Here is an 18,445-nt window from a genome sequence, read left to right on the forward strand (position 1 = left end):
TTAGTTAAAAAATTAATCTTTTTTATTCTTGATTACGAAATCATGGCTGCTGCTTCCGCGTCTTTCGCCACGATTACGCTTTCCACGGATTCCATCGCGATCGTGTCCACGATTTCTGCGGCGGTGATTATTGTAGTTGCCACGTCTATTTCCATGTCCATGGCCATGACCACCACGTCCTCGACCTCCACGACGACCATTACCCTTGTATGGCAATGGCTTTTCAGGAGTAATCTTAACTTTGACATCAGATGCATCCTTAGAAAGATTCTTCAAAAATGCAGCAACTAAATCTAAAGCACTGTAGTTTTCTAATAACTCATTAGCTTCATCTTCATATTTGCTTAAGTCATCCTTGAGGATATCTTCAATTTGAGACTTAGCCTGCTTCAATTGACCACGCAAAGCTTGGTCATCTGTTGGTGGACGAAGTGGTGACATCTTCTTCTTAGTTAATTGTTCAATGGTTCTCATGTAGCCAATTTCATTTGGAGTAACGAATGTGACTGACATACCATTCTTACCAGCACGACCGGTACGACCGATACGGTGAACATATGAATCTGGATCTTGTGGAATATCGTAGTTGTAAACGTGAGTTACTCCTGAAATATCAAGACCACGAGCAGCCACATCAGTAGCTACTAAAATATCAAGCTTACCTTCCTTAAAGCGTTTGAGCACGCTCATTCTACGTGCTTGAGATAAGTCACCATGAATTCCTGCTGCATTGTAACCTCTAGCTTGGAGACCACGAGTTAATTCATCAACACGTCTCTTGGTTCTTCCAAAGACAACTGCCAAGTCAGGAATTTGAACATCAATTAAGCGGCACATAATATCAAATTTTTCCGCTTCTTTAGCACGAACAAAGTATTGATCAATCAAATCAGCTGTTAATTCCTTAGCCTTGATCTTAACAATCTCTGGATCATGCATGAACTTTTCACCAATCTTCAAAATTGGCTTAGGCATTGTTGCACTGAAAAGTAAAACTTGTTTGCGGTTTTTCGCATAGTTCAAAATGCTTTCAATATCTTGGATAAAGCCCATATCAAGCATTTCATCAGCTTCATCTAAAACAACGGTATTAACATTGGTTAAATCAATTGTCTTTCTCTTCAAGTGATCAAGAAGTCTACCGGGAGTTCCTACCAAAATTTCAGGCACATGATTCTTTAAAGATTTAATTTGACGGCCAATATCTGCTCCACCATAAACAACTTGAACACGGGCCTTTTCATCCCTACCCAAACGAAAGAGTTCTTCCTGCGTTTGGATAGCTAGTTCTCTAGTTGGCTCAATTATTACAGCCTGAATAGTTTTACTCTTTTTATCTAAATTTTGTAAAATTGGTAAACCAAAAGCGGCAGTCTTTCCCGTACCAGTCTGTGCTTGACCAATTACATCTTTACCTTGTAAAGCAAGTGGAATTGTTTCTGCTTGAATAGGCGTTGTTTCTTCAAATCCTGATCTCTTAATCGCCTTAAGCAATGCATCGTTTAATCCTAATTCCGAAAATTTCACTAAATTTTTCTCCTATCTAAGCCTCTCAACAACTTTTTCCAGATGCATTCCGTGTGAACCCTTGAATACAACTATGTCATCAGGCTTAATATCATTCTTTAAATCATTAATCATATGGTTCATCTCATCTTTAGCATAGTAATGAATTTGATCTGAAGAATACTTATCTTGAAGTGCATCATATAAATTCTTCATTTCACTACCATAAAGATATACTTCGTTGATCACTTTTGGATCTAAGCAGCCTTCAAGACCAGCATGAAGTTCTGCTGACTTTTCACCAAGTTCAAGCATATCTCCTAAAACGGCGATTCTTCTTCCATCCGCTGGCATTTCGATTTGACCAAAGCTAGTAATTACTGCACGAACAGCTGTAGGGTTGGAGTTATAAACATCACTCATGATATCCTCTCCAACATCACCTTTTTCCCATTCCATTCGATTAGCTGTTGGCACAAAGTTAGAAAGTGATGCAGCAATTTCTTCATCACTTTCACCAAAATGACGCCCAACGCTAAGAGCTGCCATGGCGTTGGAAACATTATGCTTACCAATCATTGGAATAGAAAATTCTTGTTCAGAATTATTAACTGTAAAAGTAGCATGATGCTTATAGCTTCTAAAGCTAGTTGCATAAACAGTGTCATTCTCACTAAAGCCAAAAGTTGCCTTAGCCTGATCAATCTTTTTTGCACGCTCTTCTAATAATGGTTCATCTCCATTATAAATAAACTCGCCATCTTCACGTAAGAAGTCAGTAATTTCCATCTTGGCATCGGCTATCTTATCACGACTTCCAAAGAATTCAATATGAGCTTCACCAATCATAGTGATAACTGCCACATCAGGATGAGTTAATTCACTAAGATGATGCAACTGACCTGGACGATCCATTCCCATTTCTAAAACCAAAATTTCAGTATTTGGTTTCATTTCTAAAATCGTCATTGGCACACCAATTTCATTATTGAAGTTTGCTTGGGTCTTGTGAACATTAAATCGTTTTGATAAAACTGCAGCTACCATATCTTTAGTTGTCGTTTTACCATTTGAACCAGTAATTCCTACAACTGTTGGATTAACCTTATCCAAGTAATAACGTGATAATTCTTGCATTGCAGTCAAGGGATCATCAACTTCTAGCACCGCAATATCGCTTGGCTTATTCTCATGTCCCTTTTTCCATAATGTTGCTGAAGCGCCATTTTCAATTGCACTATCAACAAAATCATGGCCATCTCTTTCGCCAACGATTGGCACAAAAAGGCCACCTTCAGCAATCTTTCTGGAATCAAAAGCAACAGACGTAATCTCTGTTGTATCCTTACCTTCACATGTAGTTCCCAAAGCTTTGGCAATTTCAGCCAGTTGCATTTTCATTATCTTTGCTCCCATATAAAAATATATTTAATACAGCAACCATTATACGTTCTTTCGACGGATCTGCCAAATGAACTTGATATAAAAAAAGCAGCCCCAATGGGACTGCTTCCACTAGATCGTAAGTAATTACTTCTTCAAGCCGTACTTCTTGTTGAACTTTTCGATTCGACCATCTGCTTGAGCAAACTTTTGCTTACCAGTGTAGAATGGGTGTGAATCTGATGAAACTTCAACACGGATTAATGGGTAAGTATTACCTTCGTAATCTACAGTTTCCTTTGAATCTAAAGTTGAATCTGCTAAGAACTTAGCACCAGTTGCTGAGTCCATGAATACAACTTTACGAGTTTCTGGATGAATACCTTGTTGCATAATAATTTCTCCTTTTGCCATGATCTATTTTTAGACCATAGATTAATCGATTAACGTTAATTAGGATACCATCTTCAACACTTATTTTCAAGATCTAAAATCATTTTACCTGATCATTTAATTGCTCGGCAACCGGATCAACCTTAGGTAAACTCGATTTAATTCCCCAGAAATAAAAGCCTAATGAAATAATGATAATCACAAGGAAGTCCCATGGATATTTAATCCAATTTTGACCACCAAAACCTTCACTACCAATATACGACATGATAGAAATAAAGATCATATATACAATTATCCAACAAGCATGTTTAAACTGATCTTTTAAGTTTGAGTGCTTATATTTAATTTCATAATAAATGTAAACTGGGATTCCTAAAGCAATAACTAATATAACTTGAACCGTTGTTGGCCACATTGACCAGTAAACAGCCAAGCTCGTCAGCACAAAGGCTATTGGTGCAAGCCAGGACATATAATTTGGCCCGAATGGTCGCTTTAAATTAGGACTAATTTTACGTAATGTCATTACAGTTACAGGACCAGTTAAATAAGCAATCAACGTAGCGGCCGTGATGACCGTTGCTAATAAGTTCCAATTTCTAAACACACTAACCAAAATTACAGCCAAAACAAAATCAGTTATCATTGCAATTCGTGGAATCATGTATTTTTGATTCAATTTACCAAGCCACGCAGGAAGGTGCTTAGTATGAGTCATAGCTGCTAAGGCTCTTGATGCAGTCGCAACAAAGGCAACTCCTGTACCAAATGGTGAAACAAATGCATCAAGATAAAGTAAAATCACAAGCCAATTGATTCCAAGCAAAATTGCCAAATCCGCAAATGGTGATGTGTAATTGATACCATGCCAACCTACTTTTGCAAGTACATCTGGTTCAACTGCCCCAATAAATGTTACCTGTAACATGATATAAATCCCTGCTGTAATCAACATTGATGCTAAAACACCACGGGTAATATTCTTATGAGGATCCTTGATTTCTCCACCAATATTAATAATAGTTTGGAAAGCATCATAAGACATAATAATCCCTGATACAGAAGTTGCTTCAAAGATTGATCTTGTTCCATATGGCATAAATTCATGGATATTGCTTCCGAAATTTTGAGCGTGAAATCCGCTACAAATCAAAACAATGATGGTTAATGATGGTAAAAGAATTTTAAAAATAGAAATTAAATTAGTAAAACGAGTCATGATTTTTACTGACCAATAATTAATCAAAGTAAAAATTGTCATGAAGGCAAATACCACCAGCAATCCTTGCCCTGTAATATTGCCATCCTTCATAAAATTCTTTGTCCAGTTAGCCCACGACCATGGCCATGAAGACATATATTGAACAGCCGCAACGGCCTCCATCGGAACCAAAGTAATCAATGAAATCCAGTTAGCCCAAGCCGCAATAAAACCTAAAAGCGGTCCATGACTATACTGAGCATATCGACTCATTCCCCCACTTTCAGGAAACATTGAGCCTAATTCAATATAGGTAATTGCAATCAAAATGATGATTACTGCGCCCAAAATCCATGAAATAATTGCAGCTGGGCCGGCAATTTTGGCAGCTGACCCTGAACCAAATAGCCAACCAGATCCGATTAATGAATTAAGCGCCAGCATAATTGCTGAAAATAGCCCCATCTTATGGCCATTACTTATCTTATTTTTCTCGTCATTCATTTATTTCATCCTTACTGTGAATATTAATGGTTCATTATAACAAAAATTCGCCTGGTTTTAACCCAGACGAATAAAATAGATGAAATTTATTTTTATATAGCTATTTATCTTACATAAGTTTTTTAATAAATAGGGTGTTTCTTAACTAAAGCTGCAACGTCGGATTTGGCTTCTTCGATTACTGATTCATCATTAGCGTTGTTAAGAACTTTACTAATAATGTCTGCAACCTTACGTGAATCTGATTCATCAAATCCTCTACTTGTAATTGCTGGTGTTCCGATTCTTACACCACTAGTAACAAAAGGACTACGCTTATCGCCTGGAATTGATTCTTTATTAGTTGTGATATTGATTGAATCAAGTAAGTTCTGTGCATCTTTTCCAGTCAAACCAGTATCAGTAATATCAATAATCATTAAGTGGTTATCGGTGCCACCAGAAACAACTCTGATATTATCGCTTTGGTTAAATTCATCTGCCATAGCCGCAGCATTCTTAACTACTTGATTAATATAAGTAGTAAATTCAGGTTGCAAATCTTCATAGAAGGCTTGTGCCTTGGCCGCAATAACATGCTCTAATGGGCCACCCTGAGTTCCAGGGAATAATGCGGAATTAATCTTCTTACCTAACTCTAAATTATTAGATAAAATCAAGCCACCACGCGGACCGCGAAGCGTTTTGTGAGTAGTAGTAGTTACAACATCCGCTACTCCAATTGGACTTGGATGGGCTCCAGTTGCTACAAGTCCAGCAATATGAGCCATATCAACCATTAAATATGCTCCAACATCATCCGCAATTGCTCTGAAGGCTTCCCAATCAATAATTCGACTATAAGCGGAGGCTCCCGCAACAATTAACTGAGGTTGAACTTTTTCTGCAACTCGTTTGATTTCGTCAAAATCAAGTTCTTCTGTGTCAGGATTCAAATCATAGCTGTATGATTTATAAAATTTACCTGAGAAGTTAACTTTAGCACCATGAGTAAGGTGACCACCAGCATCCATTCCCATTCCTAGAATCTTATCACCAGGCTTTAAAAGTGCACCATAAACGGCCATATTTGCTTGAGAACCTGAGTGTGGTTGAACGTTAGCAAATTTAGCATTGAACAACTTTTTCGCATAATCAATTGCTAGTTGTTCAACTTGATCAATATATTGGCAACCACCATAGTAACGCTTGCCTGGATATCCTTCGGCGTACTTATTAGTTAAGATTGATCCTTGAGCTTCACGAACTGCATCTGAAACAATATTTTCTGATGCAATCAATTCAATAGTATTTTCTTGTCGATCCTCTTCTTTTTTAATCGCTTCCCATAATTCTGGGGATTTTTCTGAATATTTCATGCGGACCCTCCATCATTTAATTTCTTAAGATTTATTATACATCTTATCTATTTATTGACACAGTGTCACCTCAAAAGATAAACTTAATTTAACAAAATATACGAAGGGGATTTAGATTAGATGATCGATAAAAAAGAAAGAATTATTAATGCCGCAAGTAAAATTATTGAAAATAAAGGTAGTTCAGGTTTAACTGTTAGAACAGTTGCCAAAAAGTGTAAAAGTCATCCACATTTGATTTACAATCACTTTAAAAATAAAAACGGTTTGCTTAGTCACGTTGCTCAACGTTTAACCAACGAAATGTTAACTGAGTCACTTTGCTTCCACCGTTCAAATAAAGACCAGTTAATTCACACAGTATCTGTTTTCCTAAAGAAAGTCAGCAAAACTCCGCACATCATTGACTTCATTTTCTTCAATCCTGAAATTGGACAAATTTTACCTAAAAACAGTCTTAGTATTGCCGACAATCTTTCACAAAAAATCAATGCCGTAATCGCTGATTTATCCAAAGAAAAGAAGATTAAAACACAAGAATTATCATTACGTATCTGGTCAACAATCAATGGTCTTGCTATGTTAATTAAACAAGGTGTTCTTAAGTACTCGCCTCAACTTGCAGAAAACAGATTAAGCTACATATAATACCAAAAAGTCATTCATCTTGAATGGCATTTTTTAATAGTTCTTTTTATTTGTTACCAACTCTATTTGCGCTTACAATTAACTTGTGTTAGTTAGTTTTCATCTACTATCAACTAAACAGTCGAAACTCTACCTAGTGATAAAAAATCGCTAGGCCCTATTTTGACTTCTTCTAAAAAGTTGCTATAATAGTAGTTTAAATAAATCAAATAAGGAGGGATACTTAGTAATGAAAGACGATTATGCAAAAGATCATGAAATATTTTTAATGAATCATAAAAACGGTGACGTTTTAAAAGTTACTGTTAATGATAAAGATAAGAAGCATGAATCTAAAAATATTAAGCTTTACCGTCAAGATGGCTTAGGAAACTATTATTCTGATAAAAAGTCACAATTAAAAGGTTTAAACAATCTCGATAGTAAAAAAGATATTGTTAGAGCCGGTAAAGAAATCGGTGCGCATAATACTCACCAACTTGACAAGTGGCATCACAAAGTTTCCCCTGTTTATAATGCGCAACATCATGTGACAGACTTTGAGCCAAAATTGCCACTTGATCATCACGTTCAGGTTAAAAATGCGAAAAGATATTTGCGTCACTTAAATCGTGACCACGCCGCATTTTTATTCTACAAACACAAGAAGGGTTTGCTCAGACATCCATGGACGGCTCTTAGAGAAGCAATCTTGACAGACCGTAACAAGGAAATGGTTATTGCTCACAAAGTGCATAAAATTTCTAAGTAATTAAAAAAACTCTCAGTTCAATTGAACTGGGAGTTTTCTTTTGCCTTAATTTATTTTTGAAAAATCATATTTACGATATTTGATAGCAGTTTTAGCATCTTTAAATAAAGCGCTATGAATATCACCAGACGAATAAGCTAAGTATAAACATTCGTGTCCTTTAAAGTTACCAGTGATATAAATCAAATCAACAGTTCCTAAAATATCTCTTACTCTAAGCCAAGTTTGACCATTCTTATTTTGGATTTGACCTAAAGAGATATCACCGGCGTATTCTTTATTCTGCTCAGTAGAATTATGATCTAGTTTAAAATTACCAACCTTTTCATATAAAACTGAGTCATTAACTAAATGATTAGTAATAACAAGCTTACGAGCAGATTTTGAAAAAGCATCACTACGATACCATGTTCCTCGAAAGTCACTTGGGATTGTCATTAGTTTTAAACCCTTATACCTTTTATGAATATCAGGCTTTTCAGATTCATGATTTGTATGTTTCTCGACATGGTATGTATTTGATGAAGAGCCTGAAGATTGCTTTTCGTTACTTTGATTTGAACATGCTGTTAAGGCTAGCGCCAATAAAATTACTGGAATAACTTTTTTCATAAATATACCTACCATAAATTTTATAAAACTTATTTTATTCCAAATCAATCAATAATTAAACTTAAAACTTGATCATTTGAGAAAGAATTATTTAAAGCTATAATGATACTTGTAAGTTTAAAAACTACACATCTTATTTATTGCAATGCTTGTAAATCTAAAATTAACAAGCTAGAAGGACTGTATTATGAAATTTTCTTACAAATTGAGTGATGCAATTCACTTACTTAGCTATTTAAATATCTATCACGATACGAATCTTTCAAGTAAAGCGATCGCTGCAAGTATTAACTCAAATCCTAGTGTTGTTAGACAGCTGATGTCAGACCTGCGCAAGGCTAATTTAATTGAGACCCATAAAGGTGCAGCTAAGCCTACCCTTGTTAAAGATCCAAAAGATATTTCGCTACTTGAAATCTACCAAGCAATTAATATGGATCATCGTTTAATTCATGTTGACCCAGATACTAATTCTAAGTGCATTGTTGGCGGAAATATCCAAAACACATTGAATGGTTTCTACAATGATATTGAATCAGCAGCATTTGCTAAGATGAGTCAAATTAGTTTACAGGATGTAATTGGCGATATTCTGAAAAGACAAGCGCAAAAAGAAAAACGATGAGAATTTTCTCATCGCTTTTTATTTTGATGCAAATTTTCTAATATTTATTTCCAATCACTTACAACAACCTTACCGATCATATGACCACTCTCAACTAATTTATGAGCTTCACGTAATTTTTTAGCATTTAATGGTGATAGAGATTTAGTCAAAGTACATTTCAATTGACCATTGTCAAGTATTTCAGCAATCTCATCCAAAATCTCATGTTGAGTAATCATATCATCCGTGTGGTAATAAGACTTGGTATACATCCATTCCCATGAAAAATGAGCTTTCTTTTTAGTTAATGAACTTAAATTAATGGGATGCCGGTTTTCAGTAATAGATGCTATTCGACCTTCTGGCTTAATAAGCTTGCACATACCTTTCCAATTTCCATCAATATCCTTTAATTCAAGAATGTAATCAACATACTTATACCCTAAATCATTGACCTGCTTTACTAAGTCTTCTCTGTGATTTACTACATAGTCTGCACCATGTTCTTTGGTTCACTTAATACTTTCAGGTCTTGAAGCAGTTGAAATAACTGTCAAACCGGCTAAGTGTGCCAATTGACTGGCTACGGATCCGACACCACCAGCACCATTAATGATTAAAATAGTTTTATCAGAATTTTTATTCTTGTCAAAGGTTAATTCGAGTTGTTCAAATAAGGCTTCATAGGCTGTTAATGAGGTTAAGGGCATAGCCGCAGCTTGATCATCTTTTAGACGCTTTGGAGCGTGACCGACAATTCTTTCATCAACTAATTGATATTCACTATTACTTCCTGAACGAATAAAAGAACCCGCATAAAAAACTCTGTCCCCTGGTTTAAATAGAGTTACATCTTTCCCAACTTCTGATACAATTCCACATGCATCCCAGCCGATTATCTTATGTTGTTTTAAATCCTTTTTTCCACTTTTTCTTACACCAATATCAACAGGGTTAACTGATACAGCAGATGTATTAACTAATAAATCATGGCCTTTAGGGGTTGGCTTAACAGTTTCAAAATCAACTAAACTTTCTGGATTATCAATATCTAAATGTTTAATAAAACCTATCGCTTTCATATGTATCTCCTTTATATATCTTTTTGGCGCGCTTACAAAATAATAGTAAGATGATAAAAAGAAAAAAGGAAGAAGTGAATTTTTTATAACTAAGTAACAAATTATTCCCCTACCTTACACCTATAACCAAGCGTAAAATTATATCTATGAGGTGATTCGATGCCACGACATATATATGACTGTTCTGAGGGATGTCCTGTTGAAAGCACATTGCAGATAATTTCTGGTAAATGGAAAAGCGTAATTATTTATCATCTAATTAAAGAAGGCAATTGTCGATTTAATCAATTACAAAAATTAATGCCTAATTGCTCAAGAAGAATGCTTTCATTACAACTAAAAGAATTAATTAGTGATCACATAATCAGCAAAACGACATTTCCAAGTGTCCCTCCTAAAACCAGCTATTCTTTAACCCAATTAGGAAAAACACTTACTCCTCTAATACTAGAAATGGAAAAGTGGGGAGAACAGTATAATAAAGATCACAAGTAAAACGGCAAACCTAATTTGGTTTACCGTTTTTGCTATAAAATTATTTTCTATTTAAATTTCTTTGCTTAATTTTGATATTTATTTTACTAATCGTCTTTTTTTGTCCCAAAAAAATAATTATCCAAATTACTATATAGGCTAATACAAAAATAAAAATTGATATCCAACTAATTCTCCAAGCATTAATATAAGCCATCACTAAAAATATAATAAAGGTTCCAATGAAATGAATAATTATTGCACTAATCAATGACAAATCCGTTTTGAAAATCATTGACCAAATTCCAATTAAACCAGACAAAAGGAAAACGGAACTTACGCCTTTAACTGTTGGTGCTACACCTGGGTACATAAAAGTTAAAATACACAGATAACAAATAGAACCGAATCCTACTCCTGTAAAAAAATAATCTACATATTTGCTAAATAGTTTCATTTTACAAACCTAATTCTCTTTCTAGTTCTGGCAAATATCTTCTTGAAACATCTGCTCGCAAACTATTATTTAAGATAGCTATCATATTTCCGGCAAAACCACTCTCAATTGATTCTAAATAATTTAAATTGATTACGGAATGTCGTGACACTTGAACAAAATCATTACCCAATTTTCCCAATGTTTGATAAAGCCTACCCGTAGTTTTTATAACTCCGTCCGTCGTGTAATATGTCAAACTAGTTGCTTGAACTTCAACCTTAATTAAATTTTCAATTTTAATGGTTACAATCTTATCTGGGGTTTTCACAGGTATTAAACTACGTTCATGCTTTTCAAATTTGTTAATATAATCTATTAATCGTTTTATTGTAAAACTTTGATTAGCAGACTTTATTTCTACTTGAATTTCATCTTGTAAAGATTCATCTTTTAGGAACTTAACCTTCAATTTAGTTATTTCTCTTTCTATCAGCCAAAGAAGATAATATTCCAATTAATATTGTCAAAACAACTATCATCCCAAACATGATATATAAATTATCAATTCGAGTTAATTGATATCCATTAATTTTAAAATGAATACCTAAGTAATTGATTAATTGTTTTCTCATAGCAATTGATAAATTATTCTTACTTACTTGATTTAACAATAAACTTCTTAAAGCTGAGGCTTCATAACTACTTGGAATTAATTTTACCAAAGTTTGCGCATGTGATGTTAATGTCCCATAAGGCATATAGGTAGCTACGGCAAAACCGGCTGCGGCTCCAACAACTGCGGAAAGCCTACTAAAAGTAGTTGAAGAATGAATAAAGAAAACAATAATTTCATTTAACATCGTTGCGGAAATTGCACCGATAAACATATAACCTAAAACGGAAAAAAATATATTACTTGGAATAGTAATTTTATCTGCTACAGTAAAGTAAATTCCCATTACCATCAATGTAATTATTTGCATAATAAAACTTACTACAGAGCTTGATAAAACATAAGATATATTTTGTTTGAATGTAGAAATATCGGTTAACTTCAAATCATCTGCTGTTCTAGTTTCACGATCTTTTACTAATTGACCTAATGCTTGAAAAGAAGTAGTAATCCCTGCAATAGAAACGATTCCCGCAATCATCCATAAATCTAACATTTCCGTAACATTTGAAACATGAGTCCACGAATTTTCAAGATTTTTTTGTAAAAAGCTAATAAAAATAAAAAATGAAATTAAAGCTCCCAAACAAGACATAATCACGCCAGGGATATTAGAAAAATATATTTTAATATTTCGATGTAATAAAGCAATCACTATTGTAGCTCCTTTCCAGCAATTTTAATAAAGGCATCATTAATCGAACCTTTGCGATACTCAAAATCAATTATTTGATCAGTATTTTGAGTTAAAAAGTCAATTACTTCTATTGGAGATAAGGAGACTATTTCAATTTGATTTTGAGTAACTTTTTTAACATAAGTATCGGTTACTAATTTTTCAATATTTTTTACTTTAACTATTAACTTTGAAGGAGCATATCTTTTCTTTATCTCTGAAGCCGAACCGTTAGCTAAAATATTGCCATTTTCTAAAATATACATTTGATCCGCATTTTCTGCTTCTTCAAGATAATGTGTTGTTAAAAAAATCGTTAGTCCTTGCTCTCTCTGTAACTTTTGCAATAAATTCCAAATTACTAATCTAGTTTGTAGATCTAATCCTGTAGTCGGTTCATCTAAGAAAAGTAAATCAGGCTTGTCAATCAAAGCTCTTGCAATGTCTACTCTTCTTTTTTGTCCACCAGATAAAGTTCCATATTTTTGCTTTAAAAAATTTTTAATACCAATTAATTCAATTAATTCCTTTAACCACTTTTCAGAAAAGCATTTATACATCTTTGCACGAAAATAAAGATTATCTTTTACCGTTAAATTATCGTCGAGTACACTATGTTGAAATACTACACCCATTTTTAGATTATTTGCATAAGTAATGCCACCTGATGTCGGCTTCAATAATCCTGTTAAAATATTTATTGTCGTTGACTTACCTGCACCATTCGTCCCCAAATATGCTACAAGCTGACCTTTATTAATTTTTAAATCAACTTTGTTCAAAGCCGTCTTTTTACCATACTTTTTTGTTAAGTCATAAGTTTCAATCAACATTTGTCTTGCATTCCTTTCTAAACTTTACATACAAATACAGAGTCAATTAACTTATGTATCGCATTTCTTAACGAATGGTTTAAATAAAAATATAAGCGGTCATAATCTTTCAATAAAAATAATTTTATATAAAGCAAAAAGCCCTCAACTTTTACATTGAAAGCTTTCTTTGCATTAATGACCGCGATGTTTTTTTCGGCGTTTAGCTTGTTTTTGTAAAAAACGTCTCTCTTGTTCTTTACGCTTCCTATTCTTTTTTGCCTTTTTCTTGGCTACCTTTGAATGCTCAAACTGCCTTTTAAAGCTTGTTGAGCTTTAGTACCAATCGCTCTTTTCTGCGTAGCTCTATGAGCCCATCTTTGAGCTCTCTTAGGGTTGATATGATGATGAACCTTTTCTTTTACCGTTGATTGATAAAAATGCAACCGTGAATAATGATCATTCACCACGCTAAGTATCTCTGGCATATGCGGCAGGGATGCTCCCAAATTCACTTGTGCTACTTCATAATTAGTACCGTCTATCCGTTCAAAAATTGCTTTATAAAACGGATCATCAAAAACGATAGTCAATTTACCTTTAATCATAATGCGTTCCTCCTAATAAAAATTATCAGGAAAGACGGACATCCTAGGAGGAAGGTTACTGATATAAAGTTAATGATTATATATTCGGACTACCAACCGAATCGTGTTTTTACTTTCCTTAGAGGAAATTATATTAGAATTACCATCTATTATCAAAGATAGAAAATTAGCAATATTCAACATCTTCTTTTCGATCAGTAAGCCAACATAAAGGCAGCCAAATAATTGTTAATAGACTAGTAAGATTAAATACCTTTGCAAAAGCATTTGCCAGCTCACTGTTCTTCTTAGATTTAATTTTATCTAACGCAGAAACTAATTGCTGCTTTTGTGCTAATAACTTAATTGCCGTTCCTATCTTTTGATGTCCTTTACTTAAAAGCTGCACGCCCTGTTTTAATTGTGGAAGTGGCAATACTCCTAATTTCTTAGTACCAATATTTAATTTGTTATTAGCTGAATATAGTTTTCTATAGGCAGTTCCTGCTTTAGGCAAAGGTAAATCAACAGTCTTTTTAGCAGCTTTCTTAATCTTAACTTTCATTTGTTTTTGCTTACTGCTTATCTTATTGTCATCCTTAGAATTTTTAAAAACTATCTTAATTTGCTCACGAGCCACTTTTTTAACCTCAGGAGAAAGATTCTTTTCTCTAATTTGAATGTAAGCAGCATCCCTAATACTATCTTTTGCATTTACAACATTGTTATTAAGCAGAGTAACCAATAATGCCATTCCGATTGCTTGACCAACATATCTGGCTGCATTAACCACGCCTGAACCAATACCCGTTTTTTCTACTGGTAAAAACTTTACTGAGGATGTCAAAGCAATGGCAGTAAAACCAAGGCCTAATCCAATAATAATATTGCAACAAACAATTATTTCCTGCGTAGTATTGGTCTTAATCATTCCTAACATTGCTAAACCGCCAGCAGTAACGACTAAGCCAATTCCAATCAACATTTTAGAACTAACAGTCTTATACATCTTAGTAGCTAAAGGCATCCCTACTGCAATTGCCAATGATGCTGGAATAATTAAATAAGCTGAATGTAATGCGGAATAATTCTTCACGTTTTGTAAGAAATAATTCAAAATCAAGGATGGTCCAATAATAGCAAAACCAAAGACCATATAAATAATGCAAGATGATGAAAATGTCTTTTCTTTAAATAAACTCAAATTAACAACAGGTGATTTAACTTTAGCTTCAACTAAGATAAATAAAATCAAACTGATCAGACTACCAATAAAGCAACCTACAATGATAATTGAAGTCCATCCATATTCTCTACCTTCTAACAAACCAAAGCATAGAGAGCCCATAAATGCGGTTAAAGAGATGACACCTAACCAATCAATAGATTTACTGATTGTCTCATCATATGATTCATTTGTTCCAATTAAGATCATTAAGAAAGCAACAATCGCAATCGGAACATTAATCCCAAAGATCCAATGGTAACTTTCATAATTAATAATAAAACCACCAATAGCAGGACCGCCAGCTGCAGCTAAAGCACTAAAAGCACCCATTAAGGCAGTAATCTTACTCGTATTCTCTTTACCAAATAGTTCAATACCCATTGGTAAAACAATTGGAGTTAAAATTGCACCACCGATTCCTTGAAAGAAGCGATAAATAATTAATAGATTCAATGAATTAGCTGTCATACAGGCGAAAGAGAAACCACCAAATAGAACAACTCCTATTAACATGATCTTCTTTCGACCCCAAATATCTGCTAACTTAGAAGCAGTAATAATAAATGCTGCCATTGCCAAAACATAAATTGTTGCTACCCAACTAGTATCCGTTAAACCTGTTTTTAGGTCTTTCATGATATCAGGCAGCGCGATATTAACAATGGTTGCATCTAGTGCTCCCATGAACATTGCAAGTATTAAACCAACAAAGCCAATAATTTTTCTTGTCTTTGACATTGTTTTTCCCTCCAGTTTTAACCATGTCATTTACAGTTAAAAATTATTGACACACGTGTGACATTAACTGTACTATCACCATACAGAGAAAATTTATCTTTGGCAATAGGTTCACCATAAACTTAAACTTTGCCCCATTTTAATTAGATTTGTGTCAAAAACAGGAGCAACAAGACGTGAGAAACAGAATGACTAAGCAAAACAAAGAAAAAATTTTTAAAAGCTTCTTTAAGCTCTTAGAGGAAAAACAATATTCTGAAATTACAATTGTTGATATTTCTATTGGAGCAAGTGTCTCACGAAAAACTTTCTATCGTCTATTTAAAAACAAAGAAAATCTTTTAAATGCTTACGTTGATCAATTACTTACTGATTGGATTGAATACGCTGACAAACAACATCCCCAAAGTTACGAAGATTTAATTACATTTCTCTTTGAATTCTGGAAACAATACATCCCTCAGTTAACCATTCTTGTTAATGCTAATCTCTCTTCAGTAATATTAAATAAATTCAATTCTATCTTTCCTAAATACTTTATTGATTTTCATAATCAACATCCTTCCATCTCTTACAAAGGCAAAAACTACACTTCAACCCAAATGAAATATATTGCAATACTAAGTGTTGGTAGCCTATGGAATGCCTTTTCTACTTGGTTAACACATCCTACAGAAATATCATTATCCGATTTAGCTGATATAGCCAAAAACAATTTCTTTGCAAACTAAAAGCCCTTAGCTTAACACTAAGAGCTTCTTTCTATTTGGCATACTTTGGCAAACATGATACTTCTTCGAATCAAATATCATCTTCCCGCTATTACCAAGGTTTTACCATGTATCCCTATTTATTGGCATACAACCTTATCTTTTTTTATTCTTTTTGAGCTGGTTTCATTCCTTAAAATGCTTTTAAATCAAGGTTTACCATTCAAATTACATTGTCCGCTTATTCCCATTCAATAGTTGAAGGTGGCTTACTGGTTACATCGTAGACGATACGGTTAACATGATCTACTTCGTTTACAATTCTTTCAGAAATGTGCCCAAGCACATCCCATGGGATATGAGCAAAGTCTGCAGTCATACCGTCAATTGAAGTTACCGCACGAATACCAATGGTGTAATCGTATGTACGGCCGTCTCCCATAACACCAACTGAACGAATTCCAGGAAGAACTGTGAAGTATTGCCATATTTCTTCTTGGAGACCATTTTTCTTAATTTCTTCACGTAAAATCGCATCGCTTTCGCGGACGATCTTAAGCTTGTCCTCAGTCACTTCACCAAGAACACGGATTCCAAGACCTGGTCCTGGGAATGGTTGACGCCATACCAAATCATGAGGAATACCTAACTTTTCACCAAGAACGCGAACTTCATCCTTGAACAGCTTGCGAAGTGGTTCAATAAGTTTGAAGTGCATGTCCTTAGGAAGACCACCAACATTGTGGTGTGACTTAATAGTTTGTGCGGTATTAGTACCTGACTCGATAACATCAGTGTATAGAGTACCTTGTGCTAAGAAATCAACATCCTTTAACTTCTTAGCTTCTTCGTTGAAGACTTCGATAAATTCCTTACCAATAATCTTACGCTTTTGTTCAGGATCAGTTACACCCTTAAGCTTATCCAAGAAACGCTTTTGTGCATTAACACGAATAATGTTAACACCAAGATCCTTGTTCAAGGCCTTCATCACTTGGTCACCTTCGTCTTTACGAAGCATGCCATGATCAACAAAAATAGCGGTTAATTGGTCACCAATTGCCTTGTGAAGTAGCGTGGCAGTAACACTTGAGTCTACCCCACCAGAAAGACCTAAAATAACCTTCTTGTCGCCAACTTCTTTTCTAATTTCGGCAACTTGCATGTCAATGAAGTCATCCATTGTCCAGTTAGCTTCAGCGCCGCAGACATCAAAAGCAAAACGCTTCAAAATATCTAAACCATATTCTGAATTACGTACTTCAGCGTGGAATTGAATACCATATAATTTCTTTTCATCATTGGCGATTGAGGCAATTGGACAGTTTTTACTTGCGGCAACAACCTTGAAGCCTTCAGGAGCCTTAGTTACTAAGTCACCATGGCTCATCCAAACGTACTGATTTTCAGGTAAACCTTTGAATAAAACAGCATCTTTATCTAAAACTTCAATATCGGCACGTCCGTATTCTGAGTTATCAGCCTTTTCAACGTTTCCGCCTAAGTCATAAGACATCAGCTGCATCCCGTAACAAATACCTAAAATTGGAATACCAAGTTCAAAGATTTCAGGATTTACTTTTAATGCACCGTCATCGTATACACTGTTAGGACCACCCGAAAAAATAATTCCCTTAGGTGAAATTTCTTTAATTTTTTCGATACTTAAATCATGTGGTAAAAGTTCGGAATATATTCCAAAATCACGAATTCTACGAGTGATTAATTGGTTATATTGACTACCAAAATCAAGCACGATAATCTTATCGAAGTCATTAAGATTCTTATTAGCCACTATTTTCGCTCCTTCTTCCTGTTCATATTTTTAACTACTCTACTAGGAAAATTAAAAAAGGTCAATCAGAAAATATTAAATTCCGAATTTTCCAACTTATTTTCTCCTCCTAATTCGACTTTTTTCGAAATATCCTTGTGTCCTAAAATAATCTTTGTTAGAATACTTACATCAAATTAATAAAATCTATATAACGTCGAAATAAGGTCGACAGTTTCTACCTAGAACCGTAAATTCTAGACTATAGTCATAAGTTCTGAATTCA

General features: G+C 34.3%; 17 protein-coding genes, 2 pseudogenes and 1 riboswitch. Of the genes and pseudogenes, 5 read left to right on the forward strand and 14 right to left on the reverse strand.

The window, feature by feature from the left end:
- Positions 1-12 precede the first annotated feature (12 nt).
- The 5 genes from cshA to glyA all read right to left on the reverse strand — a co-directional run bounded on the left by cshA (position 13) and on the right by glyA (position 6,348).
- Positions 13-1,527 carry a degradosome RNA helicase CshA gene (gene cshA / locus NFR82_RS02720; RefSeq protein WP_251716623.1) on the reverse strand — a complete coding sequence of 505 codons (1,515 nt, stop codon included), beginning with the start codon at positions 1,525-1,527 and terminating at the stop codon, positions 13-15.
- A gap of 12 nt (positions 1,528-1,539) precedes the next feature.
- A complete protein-coding gene (locus NFR82_RS02725) occupies positions 1,540-2,907 on the reverse strand; it encodes a UDP-N-acetylmuramoyl-tripeptide--D-alanyl-D-alanine ligase (RefSeq protein ID WP_251716624.1) in 1,368 nt (455 codons plus the stop codon).
- 129 nt (positions 2,908-3,036) lie between these two features.
- Entirely contained in the window at positions 3,037-3,282 is a 246-nt protein-coding gene (locus NFR82_RS02730) for a type B 50S ribosomal protein L31 (RefSeq protein WP_251716625.1), read from the reverse strand.
- Positions 3,283-3,382: 100 nt separating this feature from the next.
- Positions 3,383-4,990, reverse strand: coding sequence for an APC family permease (locus NFR82_RS02735; protein ID WP_251716626.1), 1,608 nt, complete (start codon positions 4,988-4,990; stop codon positions 3,383-3,385).
- 122 nt (positions 4,991-5,112) lie between these two features.
- The gene (gene glyA, locus NFR82_RS02740; RefSeq protein WP_251716627.1) at positions 5,113-6,348 is read right to left on the reverse strand and encodes a serine hydroxymethyltransferase; all 1,236 of its coding nucleotides are present in this window, start codon (positions 6,346-6,348) and stop codon (positions 5,113-5,115) included.
- A 120-nt stretch (positions 6,349-6,468) separates the two neighbouring features.
- Here glyA and NFR82_RS02745 point away from each other — a divergent pair, with 120 nt between their 5' ends.
- Together NFR82_RS02745 and NFR82_RS02750 are read left to right on the forward strand one after the other, a co-directional pair.
- The gene (locus NFR82_RS02745) at positions 6,469-6,996 is read left to right on the forward strand and encodes a TetR/AcrR family transcriptional regulator (protein WP_251716628.1); all 528 of its coding nucleotides are present in this window, start codon (positions 6,469-6,471) and stop codon (positions 6,994-6,996) included.
- 229 nt (positions 6,997-7,225) lie between these two features.
- On the forward strand, positions 7,226-7,747 hold the full coding sequence (locus NFR82_RS02750) for a hypothetical protein (protein WP_251716629.1): 522 nt from the start codon (positions 7,226-7,228) through the stop codon (positions 7,745-7,747).
- 45 nt (positions 7,748-7,792) lie between these two features.
- On the opposite strand, the gene NFR82_RS02755 is transcribed toward NFR82_RS02750, so the two are convergent.
- A complete protein-coding gene (locus NFR82_RS02755) occupies positions 7,793-8,359 on the reverse strand; it encodes a lipoprotein (protein WP_251716630.1) in 567 nt (188 codons plus the stop codon).
- Between the two features lie 187 nt (positions 8,360-8,546).
- Here NFR82_RS02755 and NFR82_RS02760 point away from each other — a divergent pair, with 187 nt between their 5' ends.
- The gene (locus NFR82_RS02760) at positions 8,547-8,984 is read left to right on the forward strand and encodes an Rrf2 family transcriptional regulator (RefSeq protein ID WP_251716631.1); all 438 of its coding nucleotides are present in this window, start codon (positions 8,547-8,549) and stop codon (positions 8,982-8,984) included.
- A gap of 44 nt (positions 8,985-9,028) precedes the next feature.
- On the opposite strand, the pseudogene NFR82_RS02765 reads toward NFR82_RS02760, so the two are convergent.
- Positions 9,029-10,048: pseudogene (locus NFR82_RS02765) on the reverse strand (zinc-binding alcohol dehydrogenase family protein).
- A gap of 159 nt (positions 10,049-10,207) precedes the next feature.
- On the opposite strand from NFR82_RS02765, the gene NFR82_RS02770 reads away from it, so the two are divergent.
- Positions 10,208-10,543: a winged helix-turn-helix transcriptional regulator gene (locus tag NFR82_RS02770; protein ID WP_251716632.1), complete on the forward strand. Its 336-nt coding sequence runs from the start codon at positions 10,208-10,210 to the stop codon at positions 10,541-10,543.
- Positions 10,544-10,583: 40 nt separating this feature from the next.
- Here NFR82_RS02770 and NFR82_RS02775 read toward each other — a convergent pair whose 3' ends face one another.
- From NFR82_RS02775 to NFR82_RS02805, 6 genes and pseudogenes are all read right to left on the reverse strand, one after another.
- Positions 10,584-10,979 (reverse strand): DUF3021 domain-containing protein, encoded by a 396-nt coding sequence (locus NFR82_RS02775; RefSeq protein WP_251716633.1) that lies wholly within the window; start codon positions 10,977-10,979, stop codon positions 10,584-10,586.
- A gap of 1 nt (position 10,980) precedes the next feature.
- On the reverse strand, positions 10,981-11,430 hold the full coding sequence (locus NFR82_RS02780) for a LytTR family DNA-binding domain-containing protein (protein WP_251716634.1): 450 nt from the start codon (positions 11,428-11,430) through the stop codon (positions 10,981-10,983).
- Between the two features lies 1 nt (position 11,431).
- Complete coding sequence (locus NFR82_RS02785; RefSeq protein ID WP_251716635.1) at positions 11,432-12,289, reverse strand: ABC transporter permease; 858 nt, start codon at positions 12,287-12,289, stop codon at positions 11,432-11,434.
- The gene (locus NFR82_RS02790) at positions 12,289-13,143 is read right to left on the reverse strand and encodes an ABC transporter ATP-binding protein (RefSeq protein ID WP_251716636.1); all 855 of its coding nucleotides are present in this window, start codon (positions 13,141-13,143) and stop codon (positions 12,289-12,291) included. Before NFR82_RS02790 ends, NFR82_RS02785 begins: the two co-directional genes overlap by 1 nt.
- Before the next feature lie 174 nt (positions 13,144-13,317).
- Positions 13,318-13,730, reverse strand: a pseudogene (locus NFR82_RS02800) (YjdF family protein).
- Between the two features lie 166 nt (positions 13,731-13,896).
- The gene (locus tag NFR82_RS02805) at positions 13,897-15,675 is read right to left on the reverse strand and encodes a DHA2 family efflux MFS transporter permease subunit (RefSeq protein WP_251716638.1); all 1,779 of its coding nucleotides are present in this window, start codon (positions 15,673-15,675) and stop codon (positions 13,897-13,899) included.
- A gap of 188 nt (positions 15,676-15,863) precedes the next feature.
- Between NFR82_RS02805 and NFR82_RS02810 the strand changes: the two genes are divergently transcribed.
- Positions 15,864-16,406: a TetR/AcrR family transcriptional regulator gene (locus NFR82_RS02810; RefSeq protein ID WP_251716639.1), complete on the forward strand. Its 543-nt coding sequence runs from the start codon at positions 15,864-15,866 to the stop codon at positions 16,404-16,406.
- Between the two features lie 220 nt (positions 16,407-16,626).
- Here the strand turns inward: NFR82_RS02810 and guaA are convergent, their stop codons facing one another.
- Positions 16,627-18,180, reverse strand: a complete 1,554-nt coding sequence (gene guaA / locus NFR82_RS02815; RefSeq protein WP_251716640.1) for a glutamine-hydrolyzing GMP synthase — start codon at positions 18,178-18,180, stop codon at positions 16,627-16,629.
- A gap of 166 nt (positions 18,181-18,346) precedes the next feature.
- Positions 18,347-18,444, forward strand: a riboswitch (purine riboswitch).
- Position 18,445: the final 1 nt, after the last annotated feature.

Origin of the sequence: Lactobacillus agrestimuris (assembly GCF_943193025.1) — a bacterium.
Classification (GTDB): domain Bacteria; phylum Bacillota; class Bacilli; order Lactobacillales; family Lactobacillaceae; genus Lactobacillus; species Lactobacillus agrestimuris.

What these genes read in the sequence shown, in the direction of transcription:
- NFR82_RS02725 (WP_251716624.1), bottom strand. Translation starts at nt 2,907, where the DNA reads ATGAAAATGCAACTGGCTGAAATTGCCAAAGCTTTGGGAACTACATGT.
- NFR82_RS02730 (WP_251716625.1), bottom strand. Translation starts at nt 3,282, where the DNA reads ATGCAACAAGGTATTCATCCAGAAACTCGTAAAGTTGTATTCATGGAC.
- NFR82_RS02735 (WP_251716626.1), bottom strand. Translation starts at nt 4,990, where the DNA reads ATGAATGACGAGAAAAATAAGATAAGTAATGGCCATAAGATGGGGCTA.
- glyA (WP_251716627.1), bottom strand. Translation starts at nt 6,348, where the DNA reads ATGAAATATTCAGAAAAATCCCCAGAATTATGGGAAGCGATTAAAAAA.
- NFR82_RS02745 (WP_251716628.1), top strand. Translation starts at nt 6,469, where the DNA reads ATGATCGATAAAAAAGAAAGAATTATTAATGCCGCAAGTAAAATTATT.
- NFR82_RS02750 (WP_251716629.1), top strand. Translation starts at nt 7,226, where the DNA reads ATGAAAGACGATTATGCAAAAGATCATGAAATATTTTTAATGAATCAT.
- NFR82_RS02755 (WP_251716630.1), bottom strand. Translation starts at nt 8,359, where the DNA reads ATGAAAAAAGTTATTCCAGTAATTTTATTGGCGCTAGCCTTAACAGCA.
- NFR82_RS02760 (WP_251716631.1), top strand. Translation starts at nt 8,547, where the DNA reads ATGAAATTTTCTTACAAATTGAGTGATGCAATTCACTTACTTAGCTAT.
- NFR82_RS02770 (WP_251716632.1), top strand. Translation starts at nt 10,208, where the DNA reads ATGCCACGACATATATATGACTGTTCTGAGGGATGTCCTGTTGAAAGC.
- NFR82_RS02775 (WP_251716633.1), bottom strand. Translation starts at nt 10,979, where the DNA reads ATGAAACTATTTAGCAAATATGTAGATTATTTTTTTACAGGAGTAGGA.
- NFR82_RS02790 (WP_251716636.1), bottom strand. Translation starts at nt 13,143, where the DNA reads ATGTTGATTGAAACTTATGACTTAACAAAAAAGTATGGTAAAAAGACG.
- NFR82_RS02805 (WP_251716638.1), bottom strand. Translation starts at nt 15,675, where the DNA reads ATGTCAAAGACAAGAAAAATTATTGGCTTTGTTGGTTTAATACTTGCA.
- NFR82_RS02810 (WP_251716639.1), top strand. Translation starts at nt 15,864, where the DNA reads ATGACTAAGCAAAACAAAGAAAAAATTTTTAAAAGCTTCTTTAAGCTC.